Here is a 20,839-nt window from a genome sequence, read left to right on the forward strand (position 1 = left end):
GAAGTAGTGCAAAAATTTACATATTTGACCGTTACGGAAAATTATTAAAACAATTGAGTCCAGATGGAAACGGTTGGAACGGAACGTATAATGGTAACGCATTACCAACAAGCGACTATTGGTTTAGAGTAGAATACAACGAACCAATAACTAATGAACGTAAAGAATATAAAGCCCATTTTACCTTGAAACGATAAAAAATTATGAAATTAAAAAAGTATTGTTTAGTAGCATTTATAGCTTTTTTGGCAAATTTTAGTTTTGCCCAAGAGGGAATTCCTATTTATTCGGATTATTTAACGGATAATTATTATTTAATTCACCCCTCTATGGCTGGTGTTGCTAATTGTGCCAAAATAAGGCTAACAGCAAGGCAACAATGGTTTGGTGTTGATGATGCACCAAGTGTTCAAACATTAAGTATGAACGGAAGATTAGGTGATTCTCCTGTTGCGATTGGAGGAATTCTTTTTAATGACGCAAATGGTTACCACTCAACAGTTGGTGGTTATGCAACATTTGCTTATCATTTAATGTTTTCAAGAAATGAGATTGATTTAAATATGTTGTCATTTGGTTTAAGTGCTGGATTTCTTCAGTATAAATTAGATGAAACAAGTTGGTTAGTTCCAGGTGAGCCTTTAGATGATGCTGTTGGGTATATAGTACAAAGTGATACTAACTTTAATATTGACTTCGGTTTTTCTTATCATTTTATAGATTTTTATGCCCATTTTACAGCTAAAAATATTTTAGATAATGAAGGTATTAACTGGAATCGTATAAGTGGTTTCGAATTTAAAAATCTAAGAACTTATTTACTTTCTTCAGGTTACACTTTCAGTAAGTTTGGTAGTGAGTGGAGTTATGAGCCTTCTTTAATGTATATGTATAGAGATGCGACAAAAGAATCATCTATTGATATCAATGCTAAAGTTTATAAAGAAATGGATTTTGGTAAAGTTTGGGGTGGATTATCTTATAGAAGAAGTTTAGATGGTGCAGAATTTCAAGATGGATCTGGTGTTAGTAACCAAAAGCTACAGTACATTACTCCATTTTTAGGAATTGATTATAACAATTTTGTGTTTGCTTATACGTATTCTTATCAAGCAAATACTGTAAACTTTAATACAGGTGGTTTTCATCAATTAACTCTTGGTTTCAATTTTAATTGTAGAAGAGAGAAATATGAATGTAACTGTCCTGCGGTAAATTAATAGTATATTTTTTATATATAAAAAAGGCTCAATGTAAATTGAGCCTTTTTCTTTTTACTTAATTATTCCCATTTATAATTTTTCTTTTCGGCTTGAGTTTTTAATGCTTTTATCATAGCCGTTTCTAAATTGTTTGTAGCATCATTGCTTTGTTGTGTAACATAATTCCGACGTTTTATATTTAATGCAACAATTTGATCTTGAAGTTTGTTACGCTCTTTAGATTTCTTTTCAATAAAGGACTTAATTTCAGATTTAGATTTCCCTTGTAATTCTTTTGGTAGTTGTTTGTTATCTAGCGCTTCATAAGAAAAATCTTTTTCTTTTTCGGCATCTACCAAATCCCAAGAGCTGTTTTTATACAGACGAGAACTTTTACTAACGGTTCTGCTCACTGCATTTGCTTTATTATAGCTTCTTGCATTTGAATCTTGTTCTGCTTGCATTTCCATTTTGGCTCTACCAGCACTTCCATAAGCAATATAGGTTTGATTTAATTTTTCATTGAGTTCTAAAATTTTGTCATCGTAAGGTGAAGCAATATGAACAGTTGCTTCATTATGATTAATTGCCATATAATTTCCATGTGTTAAATCGGCTCCATCTTTCCATTTGGTTGAAATCCCTTGGTTATAATCGCCACAGAAAATAGTATTGACGGTTACATCATTATTGTGTGCGAACTTTGATGCCTCTTTATAACTTACATTTCCTTGTGAATACGGCTCGTTTCCTGCAATGAAAATAAGTTTTAGATCATTATTACTACTTCCCCATTCTAATTGATTGAGCGCAGTTTCAATTACTTTTCCGCAGTACTCATTACCACCATTTGTAGTTAATGAAAATAATGATTTTGAAATTTCATCCAAATCATCACTAAAAGCAATAACTTGTCTTAAATAACCTTCTTCTGCGTTAAGGTTATCGTTGCCGTATTCGTAAAGTGCGATTTTAAGATTAGGACTTTTATCTTCACACTTAGCATAGGATAATTCATTTACAATCTTCCAAAGTTGTGCTTTGGCTTGGTCTATTAAACCATCCATACTATTGCTGGTGTCTAATAATAGAGCGACTTTAATTTCTGGGTTTTTATTTTTTGAAGTTGTTTTAATTACTATTTCAGAGATTGCTAAATCTTGAGTTCTATTTTTTGAATTTGCATTGCAAGCCAAAAGTGATACTAAGCTCACAGCAAGGATTAAAGTTTTAAATGGAGTTTTCATATGTTTTATTTTTTAGTGTTTAGTTCCTTAACATCAATAGTGCCGTTTGGAGAAATTATATAATACTTATGGTCTATTTTTGTTTCTATCTTAGGGGTTTCTTTTTTCTCTTTAGGTTTAGGGGTAAAAACAAGTTTTATATTCATACCTATTTGAACAACAGGTTCTAAAATGGAAGGATTAATAACCACATCGTAATTTTCGTAAGTCAAGGGCTGGTAATAGTATGAGGTTTGTTTTTTTGCTGTTGTAATACCTTTATTTTTATCTAAAGCTTCAACAGAAACGCTATTATAAGCTTGGTAGCTTTGGTAGAAATCCTTTGGGAAATAACAATATTTATCATCTGCAATTGCTATATCATAAGTCGCCATGTCAAAGCCTAAAGCTTGATAATAATTTTTTTTCTCATCAATAAGTTTTAATAATTCATCTTGAAGGTTTTTATAAACCTCCTGAATGTTGTCAATGTAATAATCAACCTTAACTAAATTATAAACTTCGCTTTGCGCACAGGCTTCTAAAATAGATTCAAATTGATTGGTTTTTGTAAATTGAATGTGAATGTTTTGTTGTAATTCAAAGCCTTTAGGAACTTCGGTATATGTTTTACTGAATAATTTTTTTGTGACTTCGACTTCGTAAATAGGAATGAACGAAATGACATCAATAGCTATATTTTTTTGAGTAATGCCTTTAGCATTTAAACGATACTTAATACTGTCTATACGTTCTTTCATTAATTGGTTTGTCTTTTCTGCAGAAGGTCCTATTTGAGAGAGGTTAAAAATGGCAGTATATGTTGTGGCACTAGCATTTTGTAATGCTTTTACATCTACTGTTAATACATTGCTTGGGTAAAGTGTTTGATTTATTTGTTGCTGAACCGTTGGATTGTAGATTTTGGCATTTCCAGAGCTTAAAATATTTTGTCTCGAAATGTCGCTTGTAATTTCATTATAATTCCCTCTGTGTTGTGCAGAAATAGTAATGCTACTTATGAGTAAAAGCACTAATCCTAAATTGATTGTTTTCATGTTTAATATTGTTTTTTGATTTATGGGTAAAGCTCTGTCTAAAAAACAGTGCTAAAAAACAAGAATGCGTAAAGAGGGCTTTTGGCTGAGTAAAACCGACGATTTATTTAGTAGCCTAGGCTTTTTATTAGTGAAAAAGGCCCCACTTCTAAACGGTCCATTTTTTGAAACCAAATAAAGTATGTAAGTTTAGTCCAACAAATAAATTGTGTAAGTGAAAATATCTAGAACATATTGTTTTCTATTATTGTTTTGCCTAGTAGGATTTTTATCCTTTGGACAGCAAAATGAAATAGGCAAAAGAACTAATGAGGCTGTGTTTGCCATTAGAGGCTCAGTCTATGAAAAAAGTTCACATACACCTTATCGTGACGTTGAGATATTAGTGAATGGCGGGAAATACACAAGAACTAATTTTGATGGAACATTTAATGTAATGGCCAAGATTGGTGATGAGTTAATTATTAGCCATAAAGATTTTGAAACCATATATTATACCATAAAGTCCAACGAACGTATTACGATTGAAGTTATAGATTCTAAACAGTCTGGCTTACGTTCTAAGCTTAAAGGGGATTTTAAACGCTTTAATCAAATGATTGATTCTGCAGATGCCTATCTCAAAAAAGATGCAGAAAAGAGTATTAAGTTTATTGGTAATGCCTTAAATGTAGATATTAATACAGAACAAAGTGCAGAAGCGCATGAGTTGTTAGGAGATATATATAGACATTGGAAACAGTTTGATTTGGCAATTTCTGCATATAAAATTAGTCTTCAAAATGCAAAGACATCTTCTGCTCAGTTAAAATTAGCAAAGTCTTATCTAGATAATGATGATTTTACAACAAGTCTTTATACATATAAAACGATGGATCAAAAATCGTTACCTAATTATGATAGGGTAGTTTGGTTTGAAGGTGTTGGTGATGCTTATGTGAAAATTAAGGATTATACTAAAGCTATTACGGCTTACGAAGATGGATTAGAGGTGGCTAACAAACACCTAATAGCACCAAAAGTTACCGACTTAAATTCTAAAATAGCACAGGTTTATAGTGTTCAAGGACAAACGAATAAGGCAAAAAGTTACTTTAGTAATTCTTTAAAATTAGCAGAAAAAGAGAATAAAAAAAGGGCTGTTGAAGAACAAGTGAAAGTGGCCGAATTTAATAGTGATAATGCAGATTATGAAAGTGAAATTGTATTAAGGAAATTGGCTATAGAAGGGATAAAAGACATTGAAAATGATTCTGTTATAAGTAATGAAAGCCCTATTACTTCTCAAAAGCAAAATTATAAAATTGGTAATGCGTATTTGTTAAGTAATGATTTAACTAAAGCTATACCATATTTAGAAAAAAGTAGGGAAGAGGCTGGCGAAAAAGGCGATTTAGATGTAAAATTAGATGCAACTCGTAAGCTATCTGAAGTTAATGCTAGATTAGGAAATACTGAAAAAACGATAGCTTATAATGACGAGTATAAAGATGTTGTAGATGAATTATACGCTAAAAAAATTCAGAAAATTTCCCAAGCAGCGCGTTTTAGCCGAAATATTGCTGAACAACAAAATAGAATAACATCTTTAGAAAGTGATCGCGCCTTATCTAAGAGTACTTACGAGTTAACACAAGAACGAAACAAAAGTCAACAACTTATTATTTATTCGTTAATAGGTGGTTTGGTATTACTTTTAATTACAGGTTTTTTAATGTTTAAATATATAAAGCAACAACGCTTAGCAAATAATTTGTTGGCCTTAAAATCGTTGCGAAGTCAAATGAATCCGCATTTTATTTTTAATGCGTTAAACTCTGTGAATACCTTTATAGCAACAAATGATGAACGTACTGCTAATAAATATTTGTCAGATTTCTCACAATTAATGCGTGCGGTTTTGGAGAATAGTGAAGAGGATTTTATTCCATTGAAAAAAGAAATAGAATTGTTGAATTTATACACCAAATTAGAGCATTTTAGGTTTCAAGATAAATTTGATTATGCTATAGATGTCGATGAAACCATAGATGTTGAAGAATTCCAGATTCCACCAATGCTATTACAACCGTACATCGAAAATGCGGTATGGCATGGCTTGCGCTATAAAAAAGATAAAGGGCATTTGCATATTCATATTCAGCCAAAATCTAAAGACGAAATAACCATCACTATTTCAGATGATGGAATTGGAAGGGAGCGCTCTAAAACTTTGAAAACAGACCATCAGAAAAAGCAAAATTCTAAAGGAATGACTAACATTAAAAAACGTGTTGCCATTTTAAATGAAATGTATAAAGATAAAGTAGATGTAACGATTGCTGATTTTCAAGAATTGGAAGATGCAGGAACAAAAGTAGTTGTAACCTTAAAAAAGGATTAAATGTCACATTGAATACAGTCAAAGTGCATTATTTAATAGAAGTATAATTAAAAAGATTACTGCTTTAGCAGGAAATGAATATGAAATTAAACGCCATAATAGTAGAAGACGAAGAAAATAGTAGATTAATTCTAAGGAATTATTTGACGAAGTATTGTCCTAATATTTCAATCCTAGGTGAAGCTGCTAATGTTGAAGAAGCCTTAGTGTTAATTAGAAATAATGATTTAGACGTAGTGTTCTTAGATGTAGAAATGCCTTATGGTAATGCCTTTGATTTATTAGATAAAGTTGGAGATGTTAATTTTGAAACCATATTTGTAACCGCTTATAACCATTATGCCATAGATGCGTTAAATGCACATGCGTCTTATTATTTAATGAAACCCATTTCTATTGATGAGTTGATAAAGGCTGTAGATTATGTAACAGAAATTAGAACAAAGGAAGATGCATTGCAAGATCAAGTTTTAGTGCCAAAAACGAATGTTGTGAGTGGTAAAATTACCATTCCACAACAAGATGGCTTCGAAGTTATAGAAACTGTAGACATTATGTATTGTAAGGCTGATGATAACTACACCGAAATATATCTAAACAATAATAAGAAGAAACTTGTGAGTAAAACTTTAAAGTATATTGAAGAAAGTCTAAAAGATTCCAATTTTGCTAGAGTTCACAAAAGTTACTTAGTCAACGTCAATGAAATAGTGAAATATGTAAAAGGCAAAGGAGGAAGTGTGGTCTTAAGTAATGGTAAAGAGATTATGGTATCAGCTTCAAAGAAGTCTGATTTGTTGTCTTATTTTAAGTAACCAATCCCTTTGGAAAAAGGAAGCTCATGAATCAAAATATAATCAGGTTTTTAAGGTTTTCGATTGGGCTCAAACTGACAGTGTTTTTAAACCGTTAATTCTACAACCGACCCTTCGTTAGCTCTTACATTAAAAACCGTATTATCTTCAAAAATGAAATATTGTCCTTTAATACCAACTAATTTTCCAGAATAATTTGGAGTTTTACTTAGATTAAGGCTTTTAGGTTTTAAAGGGTATTGTTCTACAGGAAAATGTATGTGTGTTTCAGAATTGTTTTCAATAAAATAGGGTTGTGCTTCTTCAGGTATGTATGGCTTTAATTTTTGTCTCCATGCTAACAAATCTTCATCTTTAATATCATTTTTTAGCATAGTTCGCCAATTGGTCTTATCAGCAACATGATCTTTTAAAGCAACTTCAGTAATGCCTGCTAAATAGCGGTTGGGTACTTCTACAATTTCAACAGCTTCATGAGCGCCTTGGTCAATCCAACGTGTTGGTACTTGACTTTTTCTAGTTACTCCAACTTTTACGTTACTAGAATTGGCTAAATACACAATATGTGGTTGCAATTGCACTTTTTTCTCGTAGTCTAAATCTCTATCTTCTTTGTCTAAATGTGCTGTACTTAATTCTGGTCGCATTATCCAATCTCCTGCAAGTGGTTTGTCAAAAAAGCAAGTTTTACAAAAGCCTTGGCGGTAAATAGGCCTATCTAATCCACAGCTTAAACATTGATGTCCAACAAGTTTTATGTCAATGGTTTTGTTTAATAATTGATTCACGTGAATAAAATCATGTTTAAAGACCAAATAGTATTGAATTGGCTCTAAAAATTCAGTTTGCATTTTTGTGAGGACTCCTGTGTAAACCATAAAAGAATTTTAGTATTTTTAGCATTCATTTATCTCGTAAAGATAGCCAATCTATGCCAATTCCTATTGTAAATTCTATAGCTTCATGGTTTTTGAAAAAACGATTCCATCAAATTGAACTGTTTTTAAAATACCCAAACGAAGTACAGAATGAATTGCTTTTTAGCTTGTTAAAAGTAGCAAAAGACACAGAAATAGGTAGAAAATATGACTTTGATTCTATAAAAACGTATAGAGAATTTAACGAGCGTATACCAATTGTAAATTACGAAGAGTTCCAACCTTTAATAGAACGTTCGCGTAATGGCGAACAAAATATTTTCTGGCCTAGACCTATAAAATGGTTTGCTAAGTCTAGTGGAACGACTAACGCTAAAAGTAAATTTATTCCTGTAAGTCTCGAATCTTTAGAAGATTGCCATTATGCAGCAAGCAAAGATTTATTATGTATGTATTTAAATAATAATGAAGATGCACAGTTGTTTACAGGTAAAAGCTTAAGGTTAGGTGGTAGTAAAGAATTATACAAAGAGAACGGCACTGTATTTGGAGATTTAAGTGCTATTCTTATAGATAATATGCCGTTTTGGGCAGAATTTAGCAGTACACCTAGTAATAGAGTGTCGCTAATGAGCGAGTGGGAGACTAAGATGCAGGCTATAGTTGAAGAAACTATAGAGGAAAATGTAACAAGTCTTGCAGGTGTACCATCTTGGATGCTAGTTTTACTTAATAATGTACTAGATAAAACAGGAAAGGACAGTCTTTTTGATATTTGGCCTAATCTAGAAGTTTACTTTCATGGTGGAGTAAATTTTAATCCTTATGTAGAACAGTACAAGGCTATTTTACCTTCTAATAAATTTAGATATTACGAAATATATAATGCCTCTGAAGGCTTTTTTGCTATTCAAGATCAAAACAGTTCTAGTGATTTATTGTTGATGCTAGATTATGGTATTTTTTATGAGTTTATTCCAATGGACGCCTATGGTACCGAATCACAAATCGTGATTCCGTTGAGTGATGTACAATTAAATACTAATTATGCTGTGGTTATTACAACTAATGCAGGATTGTGGAGATACAAAATTGGAGATACGATTCGATTTGTAAGTCTGAGTCCGCATAGAATTAAAGTGACAGGCAGAACTAAACATCATATCAATGCTTTTGGTGAAGAATTAATTATAGAGAATGCAGAAGAAGCTTTTAAAAGTGTATGCAAACGTACATCGGCAGAAATAGTAGATTATACTGCTGCACCAATTTTTATGGAAGGCAAAGAAAAAGGTGCACATGAGTGGATTATTGAGTTTAAAACTCCGCCTAAAAACATGTCTTATTTTGAAGAGTTATTTGACAATGCTTTAAAAGCTTTAAACTCTGATTATGAGGCTAAGCGTTTTAATAACATGACGTTAAATAAACCAACAATTCATAGTGCAAGACCCAATTTGTTTTATGATTGGTTAAAAGAAAATGATAAACTTGGAGGCCAACATAAGGTCCCTCGATTATCTAATAATAGAGTTTATTTAGAAGAATTATTACATCTCAATACCCAATAAATTGGCTTTGGTGCCCATAAAATAAGCACAACAACGGTTTATCCTGAAAAAAAACACAAAAAAACGGTATAACGAAAATTACTTGTGTTTTACCTAATAATTAAAGCGAACACGCCTTACTTTGAGTGTGGCTTATATCTTAGCTAAAAATTAATGTGCTATTAACTTTTACAATCCCTTAACATATATTGCTAGCAATATTATATTAATCAATCCCGAACTAAAAAAACCACAATTTCAATATTAGAAATTGTGGTTTTTTATTTTAAAAGTAATACTAACTTAAGATACGGCCTTCAACTTCTTTAATGTTGATTTGTTTAATCTATCCTCAGCATAAGCCTTAGTTATGTTTAATTTTGTTTCACCAGAACCAGGCAATTCAAACATTGCTTCAGTTAAGATTTCTTCGCAAAGCGATCTTAAACCACGAGCGCCGAGTTTGTATTCAATAGCTTTTCCTACAATATAATCTAAAGCGCCATCTGTAATGGTAAAATTAACATCATCCATTTCAAACAGTTTTTTGTATTGTTTAATAATGGCATTTTTAGGTTCTGTTAAGATTGCTCTTAAAGTTTTAGCATCTAAAGGATCCATGTAAGTTAATACAGGTAAACGACCAATTATTTCAGGAATTAATCCAAAATCTTTTAAATCCTTAGGTATAATATATTGTAAAATGTTATCCTTATCAACACTTTCTTTATTTATAGAGCTATAACCAATAGCTTGCATGTTTAAACGTTTCGTAATTACACGTTCAATACCATCGAATGCTCCACCAGCAATAAATAAAATGTTTTCGGTATCTACTTCAATAAATTTTTGATCTGGATGCTTACGACCTCCTTTTGGTGGTACATTAACTACAGTACCTTCTAAAAGTTTTAATAAAGCTTGTTGTACGCCTTCTCCAGATACATCTCTAGTAATTGATGGATTATCGCTTTTACGAGCAATCTTATCAATTTCGTCAATAAAAACGATGCCGCGTTGTGCTTTTTCAAGATTGTAATCTGCAGCTTGTAATAAACGTGTTAAAATGCTCTCCACATCTTCACCTACATAACCAGCTTCTGTTAACACTGTTGCATCAACAATTGCAAGAGGTACATTTAGCATTTTAGCAATAGTCTTTGCCATTAATGTTTTTCCAGTACCTGTTTGCCCAACCATTATGATATTACTTTTTTGTATTTCAATATCATCTTCTGTTGGTGCTTGTAATAAACGTTTATAGTGATTATAAACTGCAACAGACATTACACGTTTGGTGTTTTCTTGTCCAATAATATATTCATCTAAAAAGCCCTTAATTTCTTTAGGCTTTCTTAGCATTAATTCTGCACTTAATTCAGAATTACCAGTTTGTTTAGATTCTTCTATTACAATACCATGTGCTTGCTCAATACAACGATCACAGATGTGTGCATCTAAACCTGCAATAAGTAAGCTGGTTTCTGGCTTTTTCCTACCACAAAATGAACATTCTAATTCTTCCTTTGCCATCTTCAATGTTTTTAATTCTTGCTAAAGCAAGAATCTTAAATTTTACGTTTAATTAATTAGTCGAAAGTAGTTATAATTACTTTCGTTCTAAAATTTCATCAATCATTCCGTAGTCTAAAGCTTCTTGAGAACGCATCCAGTAATCTCTATCAGAATCTTTTTCCACTTGTTCAATAGATTTTCCAGAATGTTTAGCAATTACGGCATATAATTCTTCTTTAACTCTAATGGTTTCTTTTAAAGCAATTTGCATATCGCTTAATTGACCTTGAGTTCCGCTACTTACTTGGTGAATCATTACACGAGAATGCTTTAACGCAGAACGTTTTCCTTTTTCTCCAGCACATAATAATACAGCTGCCATTGAAGCCGCAATTCCTGTACATATAGTTGCTACATCTGGTTTTACAAATTGCATTGTGTCATAAATACCTAAGCCTGCATATACAGAACCTCCTGGTGAATTGATATAAATTTGAATATCCTTTGAGGCATCAGTACTTTGTAAAAACAGTAACTGTGCTTGGATTATATTGGCTACTTGGTCGTTAACACCTGTGCCTAAAAATATAATACGATCCATCATTAAACGCGAGAATACATCAAAAACGGCGATGTTCATCTGACGTTCTTCAATAATATTAGGCGTCATGTTAGAAGGGTACATGCTCTCAATAATCTTAGAGTAGTAATTGCTATTAATACCTTGGTCTTTTATTGCAAATTTTTCAAATTCTTTTCCGTAATCCATATGAATTTTAATTCTTTTAATTAATGTTTTTTCAATAAAGCACTGCTACTGTGCTCAGTGTGATATTAGTTTTTTATGAAAAATATATTCCAAAAAAAAGCGTAAAATTTTTACATTTTACGCCTTAAAGATACTAATAATTTTTAGGTTACCGTTTTAACGTTAACCACATTTTAAGGTTTTAAGGCTAAGCCTTAATATTTTTAAAATTAGCTATAGAATTCTTTTACAAAATCATCATAAGTGATGTCTTTGGTTTTAATATTAGCTTCAGTTTTGTATAAGTTTAATAACTTCTGACTCATTAATTGCTCAGACATACGCTTTACTTCGTCTTGGTTTCCTAAGATACGAGCTGCAATGTCTTCTAGTTCTTTATCTGAAGGATTCATTTGACCAAACTGAGCCATCTGACCTTTAATCATTTCCATAGCATAAGACTTTAATTCTTCAAACTGAACTTGTAGCTTGTGCTCTGTGATTAATTTACCTTCAATAAGTTGGTAGCGCATGCTTTTTTCAGACTTTTCGTATTCTTCTTTAGCTTGCTCTTCAGTCATTTCTTCTTCACCTGCAGTTTGCATCCATTTTTGTAAGAAGCTTGCTGGTAAATCGAATTTTGTGTTTTCGATTAAGTTTTCGGTAACATCATTTAGCAATTTCTGATCACCTTGTTGTGCAAATTGCTTTTCTGAATCTTCCTTTATCTTATCTTTTAATTCTGTTACTGATGTTACAACTCCTTTTCCGAATAATTTATCAAATAACTCTTGATCTAAATCTGCTAATTCACGTTCGTTAATTTCAGTGATTGTAAAATTCACATCAATATCTAAACCATGAGCATCATCGTGAGAGACCTTTAAGAAGGTCATTAAATCATGATCATCGTTAAATAATCCTTTTGTTTTTAGTGAAATAACATCGCCAACTTTTGCTCCCATAAATTTCTTAGGATTTGTTTTTCCTTTCAATTTATCTAAAGTAAGCATTGTAGAATTATCGATTTCTTTTTCTTCGTTTGTAAACGTTCCTGTAATTTCAGAATCTTTTGTTACTTCGCTTTGAGAAACAATTTTACCATATTGCTTTTGGATGTTTTCAACTTGATCGTTGATCATCTTGTCATCTGCCACAATATTATAATGCGTTATTGCTTTCTTACTTTTTAGATTTACATCGAATTCTGGTGCTAAACCTAATTCAAATTCAAAAGTAAATGCCTCAGCATCCCAATCTAAATCGTCTTGAGCTTTTGGTAACGGGTTACCTAATACATCTAATTTTTCTTCAACTAAATACTTACCTAGAGCATCTTGTAATAATTTATTTACTTCATCTACTAAAACCGCTTTACCATATTGCTTCTTTACCATTCCCATTGGTACGTGACCTTTTCTAAAACCAGGAATGTTTGCAGACTTACGGTAATCTACTAATATTTTTTCTACTTTATCGCTGTAATCTTCTTTGGCGATATCAACTTTTACAACTGCATTTAATGCGTCGATGTTTTCTCTTGTAATATTCATTTTCTTGAAACTAAAATTGGGCTGCAAAAATACAATATTTTTTACAACCCAACAATAGTTTTAAGCGTTTGTATATCAGCTACTTTTTGTCGTCTTTTAAAAAGGATTGTAGCAATGATTGTAAGATAGATAGCAGAATACTAAATAATATGGCTGTCCAAAAACTTGAGACACTAAATCCGTCTACAAGTTTATCTGCTAATAGAATGATGAGGGCATTGATGACTAATAAAAAAATACCCAAAGTCATAATGGTAATTGGTAAGGTAAGGATAACTAAAAAAGGTTTTACCAGCAAATTAAGAATTGATAAAACTACAGCGACAATAATAGCCCCAACATAACCATCTACATGGACTCCATTGAGTATGTTAGCCAAAACAAAAACAGCTAAGGCGTTTAGTAAAAGTCTAATCAGTAAATTCATAATTTCAATATTTAATTAAGTTTACCTAAGATACAAAATTCATCACAGCTTTGTAAAACTCTTTAGGGTTTTCTGCGTGTAACCAGTGTCCGGCGTTAGAGATTGTTATAATTTTAGAATTTGGAAAATGTCGATGAATTATAGTTTCATCTGCTTCTCCAATATATTCTGAGCGATCACCTCTTAAAAACAACGTGTCTTTTTGAAAGGTTGCATGTATAGGAAGCGCTTCTCCTACCTCAGAAACGTTTGCTTTTAAAACGTCTAAATTAATACGTAAACCTAATTGTCCTTTTTCTACCCAGTATAAATTTTTGAGTAGAAACATACGAGTTCCAACTTCGTGAACATAATTACTTAATGCTTTGTCTGCTTCGCCTCTGGTTTTGAGTTCTGAAAAGTTTAATTGACTTAAGCCTTCTAAAATAGCATCATGATGTACAGGGTAATAACGTGGAGAGATATCAGCGACAATAAGGTTGTTTACTAACTCAGGGTATTTAGTAGCAAAAAGCATTGCTGTTTTTCCACCCATAGAATGGCCTAATAAAACAACCTCTTTTAAGTTGTTGGTTTTGCAATAGGTTTTTAAATCTTCAGCCATTACGTCGTAATCAAATTCTTCAGAATGAAAGCTACGACCATGATTACGCTGGTCTATAAGATGAACTTCAAAATTGGCTTCAGAAAATTGTTTGGCTAGGGTTTTCCAATTGTCACCCATTCCTAAAAATCCGTGTAGAATTATAAATGGTTTTCCTTCTCCTATTATGTTTGAGTGTAAATTCATGTTTTTTGAGTTTGAAGTTTCTTTAAGCGTCGTGTTTTTAGCTTATTTTATTTCAGTTTTTCTAAATACATCCCAATAACATTTTCAATACCTAAGTATAGACTTTCGGCAATTAAAGCGTGTCCAATAGAAACTTCCAGCAAACCCGTTATGTTTTCTTTAAAGAATTTAATATTATCTAAAGATAAATCATGTCCTGCGTTAATACCAAGTTGCATGGTATTTGCTAAACCAGCACATTCCATATAAGGGTTTATGGCGTCTTTGTTTCCTAAGCTATATTGATGAGCAAAAGCTTCAGTGTAAAGTTCTATACGGTCAGTTCCGGTTGCTTTTGCACCTTCTATTTGGTGTAAATCGGGATCTACAAATATGGATGTTCTGATGCCGTTACTTTTAAATTCCTTAATTACTTCAATTAAAAAATCTTTATGTTTTATAGTATCCCAACCTGCATTAGAGGTAATGGCATCTACAGAATCTGGTACCAAGGTAACTTGTGTTGGCTTAATTTTTAATACCATATCTATAAATTTGGGGATAGGATTCCCTTCAATATTATATTCTGTGTAAACTTCTGGTTTCAGGTCGTAGGCATCTTGGTAGCGAATATGTCTTTCATCTGGTCTTGGGTGAATGGTAACACCTTCAGCTCCAAAACGCTGTACGTCTTTTGCAAACTGAACGACATTTGGTACATCACCTCCACGACTATTTCTTAGCGTAGCTATTTTATTTATATTAACACTTAATTTGGTCATTTTATTAGATTTTCTATTACAAAAATACAGAACTCAACCTTACTTTTGGGGTTTAACCGAAAACTTTCAGCTCTGTGATAAAGTATTTTTTTTCTGATTATGGTTTAGTTGCGCGTATAAAAAATGTAAAGTTATAATGTAAAATGGTAATTTTGTAAATTGAAGAAAAAGTAAAGCTAAGCTCTAAAAATGAGCGCAAGCTTTTTGTGGTTATTTTTGATTAATTTGCAACATATTTAATATTGTATAATGGAGCTTCAAGATTTTGTGATAAATGATATAAAACCGTTGAGTATTACTGATAAAGTAAGCGATTTAAAATTGCTTTTTAATCAGTTAACATATTCGCATATTCCTATTCATAAAGATGGTGTGTATATGGGATGTGTTTCAGAAAATGATGCGCATTGTTTTGAAGGTGCTAATTCTATTAGCGACTGTAATTATGCTATAGAAGGTTTTTTTGTTAGGCCAACGACTATTTGGTTAGATGTGCTCGAAGCGTTTGCGCAAAACGATTCTAATATTATGCCCATCTTAGATCAAAACAATAAATATCTTGGTTATTATGAGTTAAATGATATCATTCATTTGTTTAATGAAACACCTTTTTTTGCAGAGCCAGGCGGTATTTTAATTGTTGAAAAAGGAATTAACGATTATTCGTTTAGTGAAATCAGTCAGATTGTAGAGTCTAACAACGCTAAATTACTAGGCGCTTTTATTTCTAAAATGGATAGCGATTTAGTGAGGATAACGGTAAAAATTGGTAACGCTAGTATTAATGATGTTATTCATACGTTTAGACGTTATAGTTATAATATTATTTCAGGTCATGAAGAGGATTCTTATATCGAAAGTTTAAAAGATCGCTCGCAATATCTCGATAAATACCTAAATATGTAATTATGAAGGTAGCAATTTACGGGCAGAATTATGTAAAAGAAACAACTCAAGAAACAGTTCAGCAGCTTTTTAATTTTTTGTTATTAAAACATGCCACTGTTTTTTTTGAAAGTGAATTTTTAACAACTCAAAATACAGCCATTCAGAATAGTTCAGAAGTTAAAACATTTGACGAATTAGATACGAGTTATGATTTATTAATAAGTGTAGGAGGTGATGGTACTATATTAAGAGCTGTAACTTATGTGAGAGATTTAGGTATTCCTATAGTGGGAATTAATACAGGACGTTTGGGTTTTTTAGCAACGATACAAGTTGAAGATATTCAAACAGCCTTATCAGAAATCTTTAATGGTGATTACAAAATTTCTGAACGTTCATTATTAAGTGTCACAACTGACCCAGGACATAATGATGTTGTTAATACAAGTTTTGCACTTAACGAAATTGCATTAAGTCGAAAAAATACAACATCTATGATTACCGTTGAAACACATCTTAACGGTGAATATTTAACCTCATATTGGGCAGATGGACTCATATTATCTACGCCCACAGGTTCTACAGGATATTCTTTAAGTTGTGGCGGGCCAGTAATTGCTCCAGATGCAAATAATTTTGTGTTAACTCCAATAGCACCACATAATTTAAGCGCACGCCCTTTGGTTATTCCAGACAATACAACAGTAACCTTAAAAGTTAGCGGTAGAGAAGATCAGTTTTTAATGTCGTTAGATTCAAGGATTGTAACATTATCTAATACCACAACAGTTACTGTAAAAAAAGCAGATTTTGTTGTGAAAATGGTAGAACTATTAGACGAAGCCTTTTTGGCAACACTCCGAAAAAAGTTGCTTTGGGGAGAAGATCGACGTAACTAAAGCTAAATCATACAATAAATACCTCTTTAAATTGTTAATGAGTAAGACAATTTGCATCAAATTGTTACACACAAATCTTAATTGTTATATTTGCAAACTTTGAAAAATTTATGAGGTATATTTTTCTAATTATTTTAAGTACTTTTATTATTAATAAGGCTGATGCTCAAATCTATGAGGTTGGTATATTTGCTGGTGGAAGTAATTTTATTGGTGATGTTGGTGCAACAGATTATATTTCGCCAAATCAACCTGCTTTTGGTATTGTTGCAAGATGGAATAGAAGTCCAAGGCATTCGTTTAGAGCTTCTTTAATATTTTCAGACTTAAAAGGGGTTGATGGAGAATCTGACGATCCTAGACGAAAACAACGTGGTTATCAGTTTGATACAAGTATATTGGAAATTTCAGCAGGAATGGAATTTACATTTTTAGATTTCGACTTACATTCGAGTGGTATAAAAGGTACTCCATATTTGTATTCGGGTATTTCTCTAGCCAATCATGATAATTATTATTTTACTCCAACAGGAGAGTATACATCAGAAGGCACAAGTAGTTGGGCGGTAGGAATTCCTATGGCTTTGGGATATAAAACAAACATAGCATATCACCTTGTTTTGGCGGCAGAAATTGGTGCACGTTATACTTTTTCGGATGAGTTAGATGGAAGTGTTCCAGATTCTGTAGATAGAGAAGTATTTAGTTTTGGAAATACGAATAACACAGATTGGTATATGTTTACAGGAATTACATTAACTTACACCTTTGGAAGAAGACCATGCTATTGCAATTTTTAAATGAGTTTAAAAGATCAAATAAATAAAGAAAAGTTACCTAAACATGTTGCTATTATTATGGATGGCAACGGTCGTTGGGCAAAACAAAAAGGAATGTTACGCGCTATTGGTCATGAAAATGGGACAAAGTCAGTAAGACAAACCGTAGAAGCAAGTGCAGAGATAGGAATTAAAAACCTAACACTTTATGCTTTTTCTACAGAAAATTGGAACAGACCAAAGTTAGAAGTACAAACCTTAATGAAGCTTTTGGTAAAATCTTTAAAAAAGGAAATTAAAACACTTCAAGATAATAGTATTAAACTTTGTGCAATTGGTTGTTTGAGCGATTTACCTAAAAAAGCGCATCAAGAACTATTAGATGTTATAGAAAAGACAAAGGATAATAAAAATATGACATTAACTTTAGCATTAAGCTATGGTTCTCGTGAAGAAATTGTTAATGTTATTAAAGAATTGTCAGTTAAAGTTAAAAATAATATAATTTCTGCTGAAAGTATTGATGAATCCATTATAAATAAGCATCTTTACACGCAAAATTTACCAGACGTAGACCTGCTTATTCGCACAAGTGGAGAACAACGTATTAGTAATTTTTTGCTTTGGCAAATAGCCTATGCAGAATTATATTTTACAGATATTTTGTGGCCAGATTTTAGAAAAGAAGATCTATATGAGGCACTCATAAATTATCAAAATAGAGAACGAAGATTTGGAAAAACAAGCGAACAACTTACCTAATAAGACAGTATTGAAGTCATTTATTAAATTTATATGTACTGTATTACTATTTACAGTTTCATTTACCAGTAATGCTCAGGTTGAAGAAGGAGAAACCTATTTAATCAAAGAAATAAATGTTACAGGAAACACTAATTTTAGTGCACAAACTATAATTGCTTATTCTAAACTTAGAAAGGATGAAGAGGTACAAGTTGGTGGAGAGAAAATAGCTAATGCTGTTAAAACATTATGGAAATCTAATTTGTTTAGTAGTATAGATATCTATGTTACAAATATAGAAGGCAATACAGCAAACTTAGAAATTCATCTTAGTGATTTACCAGAACTTAAGGATATTACCGTTGAAGGTGTAAGAAAAGGAAAAAAGGAAGAGGTTATTGAAGAGAATAAGCTTAAACCAGGTCTTAAAGTAACAGAAAACCTTATTGCTACAACTAGAAACTACCTTACCAATAAATATAAGAAAAAAGGCTTTTTAAATACTAAAATAAAAATTAGTACGTCACAAGTTATTGACTCTGTAGAGAAAGAGCGTGTTAATATGCGCATTGATATAGACAGAGGCGAAAAAGTAAAAATTAAAACGATTAATTTTGAAGGTAATGAAATAATGGCTGATAAAAAGCTTCGTAGAGCAATGAAAAATACGAAGAAAAAGAATTTTATTCGACTTTTAAAACGTTCAAAATATATTGAAGATAATTTTAGAGAAGATCTTATAAGTGTAGTAGATTACTATAAAGAGAATGGTTATAGAGATGCTAGAATTATATCTGATTCTATTACCTATTTAGATAAGAAAAATATAGCTCTTAATATTAAAGTAGAAGAAGGTGAAAAATACACTTTTGGAAAAATTACTTTTGTAGGGAACACAGTATATACAGATCAATACTTATCTAGTCTTCTTGGAATAAAAGAAGGAGATACATATAATGGAGTAGAGTTAAGAGAACGTATTGCAGACGAAACAAATCCAGATGCTAATGACATAACCAATGCGTATCAGAATTATGGTTATATGTTCTCTACAATAAACCCTGTTGAAGTTAGTGCAGAAGGAAATGTAATAGATATGGAAATCCGTATCTCTGAAGGTAAACCAGCGTATTTTAATAATGTTACTGTAGTTGGTAATGATGTTACAAACGATCATGTAGTTTATAGAGAGTTAAGAACACGTCCTGGTATGCTTTACAGAAAAGCAGATATTATTAGAACCATTAGAGAGCTCGGACAATTAGGGTATTTTGACGCACAACAAATTTCACCAAATGTTAAAAATCCAAACCCTGTAGATGGTACATTAGATATAGAGTATTCTGTTGTAGAGCAAGGATCTAGTCAGATACAGTTACAAGGTGGTTATGGTGGAGGAGGATTCATCGGTACTTTAGGCTTATCGTTTAATAACTTTTCAATAAAGGATATCTTTAAGAAAGACGCTTATAAACCAGTACCAAGAGGTGATGGTCAGAGTTTAGCATTAAGACTTCAAGCAAGTCAGTTTTTTCAAACGTATAGCTTTTCATTTAGTGAACCTTGGTTTGGTGGTAAAAAACCATTTCAAATGTCATCATCGCTTTCGCATTCAAGACAATTTTTATACGATTCGTCAACAGGAAATGCAGATAAAAGTAAACGTTTTAATATAACGGGTTTAACCTTTGGTCTTTCAACAAGATTATCAAAGCCAGATGATTACTTTTTGTTATCACAAGCCATAAGTTATCAGCATTATGACCTTCAGAATTACAACACCGGTTTATTTACTTTTGGAGATGGTACTTCTAATAACTTATCTTATACTATTGGATTAAGTAGAAACAACCTTTATAACGATCCAATTTTCCCAACGGGAGGGTCTAATTTTTCAGTATCAGCTAAGTTTTCATTCCCTTACTCATTAGTTAATGGTGTAGATTATGATGCTTTACAGGATGAAAGAGCAGAACAAAACGAAATAATTAGTGATTATCAATCAAATCCAAACCCTAGCTTACAAGAAACTACTTTATATAATAACGCCGCAGAAAGAATAGGTGAAATTGACCAAGAGCGTTTTAAATGGTTAGAGTTTTATAAAATTAAATTTAAAGCAGATTGGTATCAGGCTTTAACTAAAAAATTAATATTACGACCAAGCGTAGAGTTTGGGTTCCTTGGAGCTTATAATAATGCACGTGGTGTAATTCCTTTCGAGCGTTTCTTTGTTGGTGGTGATGGTTTAGGTAATTTTTCATTAGATGGAAGGGAAGTTGTGCAATTACGTGGTTATCCAAACCAATCGTTATCATCAGAAGATGGAGGTTCAATCTATAATAAATTTTCTTTAGAATTAAGATATCCTATCACTTTAGGTGCACAAGCTAAAATTTATGCATTATCATTTTTAGAAGCAGGTTCATCTGTAAATGACTTTAAAGATTTTGATCCATTTAACCTTCAAAGATCTGCAGGTTTTGGACTACGAATTTTTATGCCAGCCTTTGGTTTACTTGGGATAGACTTTGGTCATGCCTTTGATGAATCTCCATATGGAGCAACAGTCAAAAAATGGGAAACACACTTTATTATTGGGCAGCAATTTTAAGTTTGGCAC

19 protein-coding genes are annotated in these 20,839 nt (G+C 31.9%); 10 read left to right on the forward strand and 9 right to left on the reverse strand.

Translation table 11 applies throughout. The annotated features are described in order from the left end of the window. Positions 1-197 (forward strand): T9SS type B sorting domain-containing protein (locus KO504_RS15395; protein ID WP_215928320.1); only part of this gene is annotated, 197 nt, incomplete at its 5' end. Between the two features lie 6 nt (positions 198-203). Beyond that, a complete protein-coding gene (locus tag KO504_RS15400) occupies positions 204-1,220 on the forward strand; it encodes a PorP/SprF family type IX secretion system membrane protein (protein ID WP_215928322.1) in 1,017 nt (338 codons plus the stop codon). A 62-nt stretch (positions 1,221-1,282) separates the two neighbouring features. Here KO504_RS15400 and KO504_RS15405 read toward each other — a convergent pair whose 3' ends face one another. Next, positions 1,283-2,449, reverse strand: a complete 1,167-nt coding sequence (locus tag KO504_RS15405) for a vWA domain-containing protein (RefSeq protein ID WP_215928323.1) — start codon at positions 2,447-2,449, stop codon at positions 1,283-1,285. 5 nt (positions 2,450-2,454) lie between these two features. Next, on the reverse strand, positions 2,455-3,486 hold the full coding sequence (locus KO504_RS15410) for an SIMPL domain-containing protein (protein WP_215928325.1): 1,032 nt from the start codon (positions 3,484-3,486) through the stop codon (positions 2,455-2,457). 214 nt (positions 3,487-3,700) lie between these two features. Between KO504_RS15410 and KO504_RS15415 the strand changes: the two genes are divergently transcribed. Beyond that, complete coding sequence (locus tag KO504_RS15415) at positions 3,701-5,869, forward strand: tetratricopeptide repeat-containing sensor histidine kinase (protein ID WP_215928326.1); 2,169 nt, start codon at positions 3,701-3,703, stop codon at positions 5,867-5,869. 80 nt (positions 5,870-5,949) lie between these two features. After that, positions 5,950-6,684: a LytR/AlgR family response regulator transcription factor gene (locus KO504_RS15420; RefSeq protein ID WP_215928328.1), complete on the forward strand. Its 735-nt coding sequence runs from the start codon at positions 5,950-5,952 to the stop codon at positions 6,682-6,684. 86 nt (positions 6,685-6,770) lie between these two features. On the opposite strand, the gene KO504_RS15425 is transcribed toward KO504_RS15420, so the two are convergent. After that, on the reverse strand, positions 6,771-7,562 hold the full coding sequence (locus KO504_RS15425; RefSeq protein ID WP_215928329.1) for a DUF2797 domain-containing protein: 792 nt from the start codon (positions 7,560-7,562) through the stop codon (positions 6,771-6,773). Positions 7,563-7,615: 53 nt separating this feature from the next. Here KO504_RS15425 and KO504_RS15430 point away from each other — a divergent pair, with 53 nt between their 5' ends. Continuing rightward, a complete protein-coding gene (locus KO504_RS15430; RefSeq protein ID WP_215928331.1) occupies positions 7,616-9,133 on the forward strand; it encodes a GH3 auxin-responsive promoter family protein in 1,518 nt (505 codons plus the stop codon). A gap of 282 nt (positions 9,134-9,415) precedes the next feature. On the opposite strand, the gene clpX is transcribed toward KO504_RS15430, so the two are convergent. The 6 genes from clpX to KO504_RS15460 all read right to left on the reverse strand — a co-directional run bounded on the left by clpX (position 9,416) and on the right by KO504_RS15460 (position 14,906). After that, entirely contained in the window at positions 9,416-10,645 is a 1,230-nt protein-coding gene (gene clpX / locus KO504_RS15435) for an ATP-dependent Clp protease ATP-binding subunit ClpX (protein WP_215928333.1), read from the reverse strand. Between the two features lie 76 nt (positions 10,646-10,721). Beyond that, entirely contained in the window at positions 10,722-11,396 is a 675-nt protein-coding gene (locus tag KO504_RS15440; protein ID WP_215928340.1) for a ClpP family protease, read from the reverse strand. 209 nt (positions 11,397-11,605) lie between these two features. Beyond that, a complete protein-coding gene (tig, locus tag KO504_RS15445; RefSeq protein ID WP_215928342.1) occupies positions 11,606-12,928 on the reverse strand; it encodes a trigger factor in 1,323 nt (440 codons plus the stop codon). A 79-nt stretch (positions 12,929-13,007) separates the two neighbouring features. After that, a complete protein-coding gene (locus KO504_RS15450; RefSeq protein ID WP_215928344.1) occupies positions 13,008-13,355 on the reverse strand; it encodes a phage holin family protein in 348 nt (115 codons plus the stop codon). Between the two features lie 25 nt (positions 13,356-13,380). Further along, positions 13,381-14,145: an alpha/beta fold hydrolase gene (locus tag KO504_RS15455; protein WP_215928346.1), complete on the reverse strand. Its 765-nt coding sequence runs from the start codon at positions 14,143-14,145 to the stop codon at positions 13,381-13,383. Between the two features lie 47 nt (positions 14,146-14,192). Further along, entirely contained in the window at positions 14,193-14,906 is a 714-nt protein-coding gene (locus KO504_RS15460; RefSeq protein ID WP_215928348.1) for a pyridoxine 5'-phosphate synthase, read from the reverse strand. Between the two features lie 249 nt (positions 14,907-15,155). Here KO504_RS15460 and KO504_RS15465 point away from each other — a divergent pair, with 249 nt between their 5' ends. The 5 genes from KO504_RS15465 (at position 15,156) to bamA (ending at position 20,830) form a co-directional block, all read left to right on the forward strand. Further along, positions 15,156-15,812: a CBS domain-containing protein gene (locus KO504_RS15465; protein WP_215928349.1), complete on the forward strand. Its 657-nt coding sequence runs from the start codon at positions 15,156-15,158 to the stop codon at positions 15,810-15,812. A gap of 2 nt (positions 15,813-15,814) precedes the next feature. After that, entirely contained in the window at positions 15,815-16,693 is an 879-nt protein-coding gene (locus tag KO504_RS15470; protein WP_215928351.1) for an NAD kinase, read from the forward strand. A 110-nt stretch (positions 16,694-16,803) separates the two neighbouring features. Continuing rightward, entirely contained in the window at positions 16,804-17,493 is a 690-nt protein-coding gene (locus KO504_RS15475) for a DUF6089 family protein (protein WP_215928353.1), read from the forward strand. Continuing rightward, positions 17,494-18,234 (forward strand): isoprenyl transferase, encoded by a 741-nt coding sequence (locus tag KO504_RS15480; RefSeq protein ID WP_215928354.1) that lies wholly within the window; start codon positions 17,494-17,496, stop codon positions 18,232-18,234. A gap of 10 nt (positions 18,235-18,244) precedes the next feature. After that, the gene (gene bamA, locus KO504_RS15485) at positions 18,245-20,830 is read left to right on the forward strand and encodes an outer membrane protein assembly factor BamA (protein ID WP_252723716.1); all 2,586 of its coding nucleotides are present in this window, start codon (positions 18,245-18,247) and stop codon (positions 20,828-20,830) included. Positions 20,831-20,839 lie beyond the last annotated feature (9 nt).

This window comes from Winogradskyella psychrotolerans, assembly GCF_018860565.1.
Classification (GTDB): domain Bacteria; phylum Bacteroidota; class Bacteroidia; order Flavobacteriales; family Flavobacteriaceae; genus Winogradskyella; species Winogradskyella damuponensis.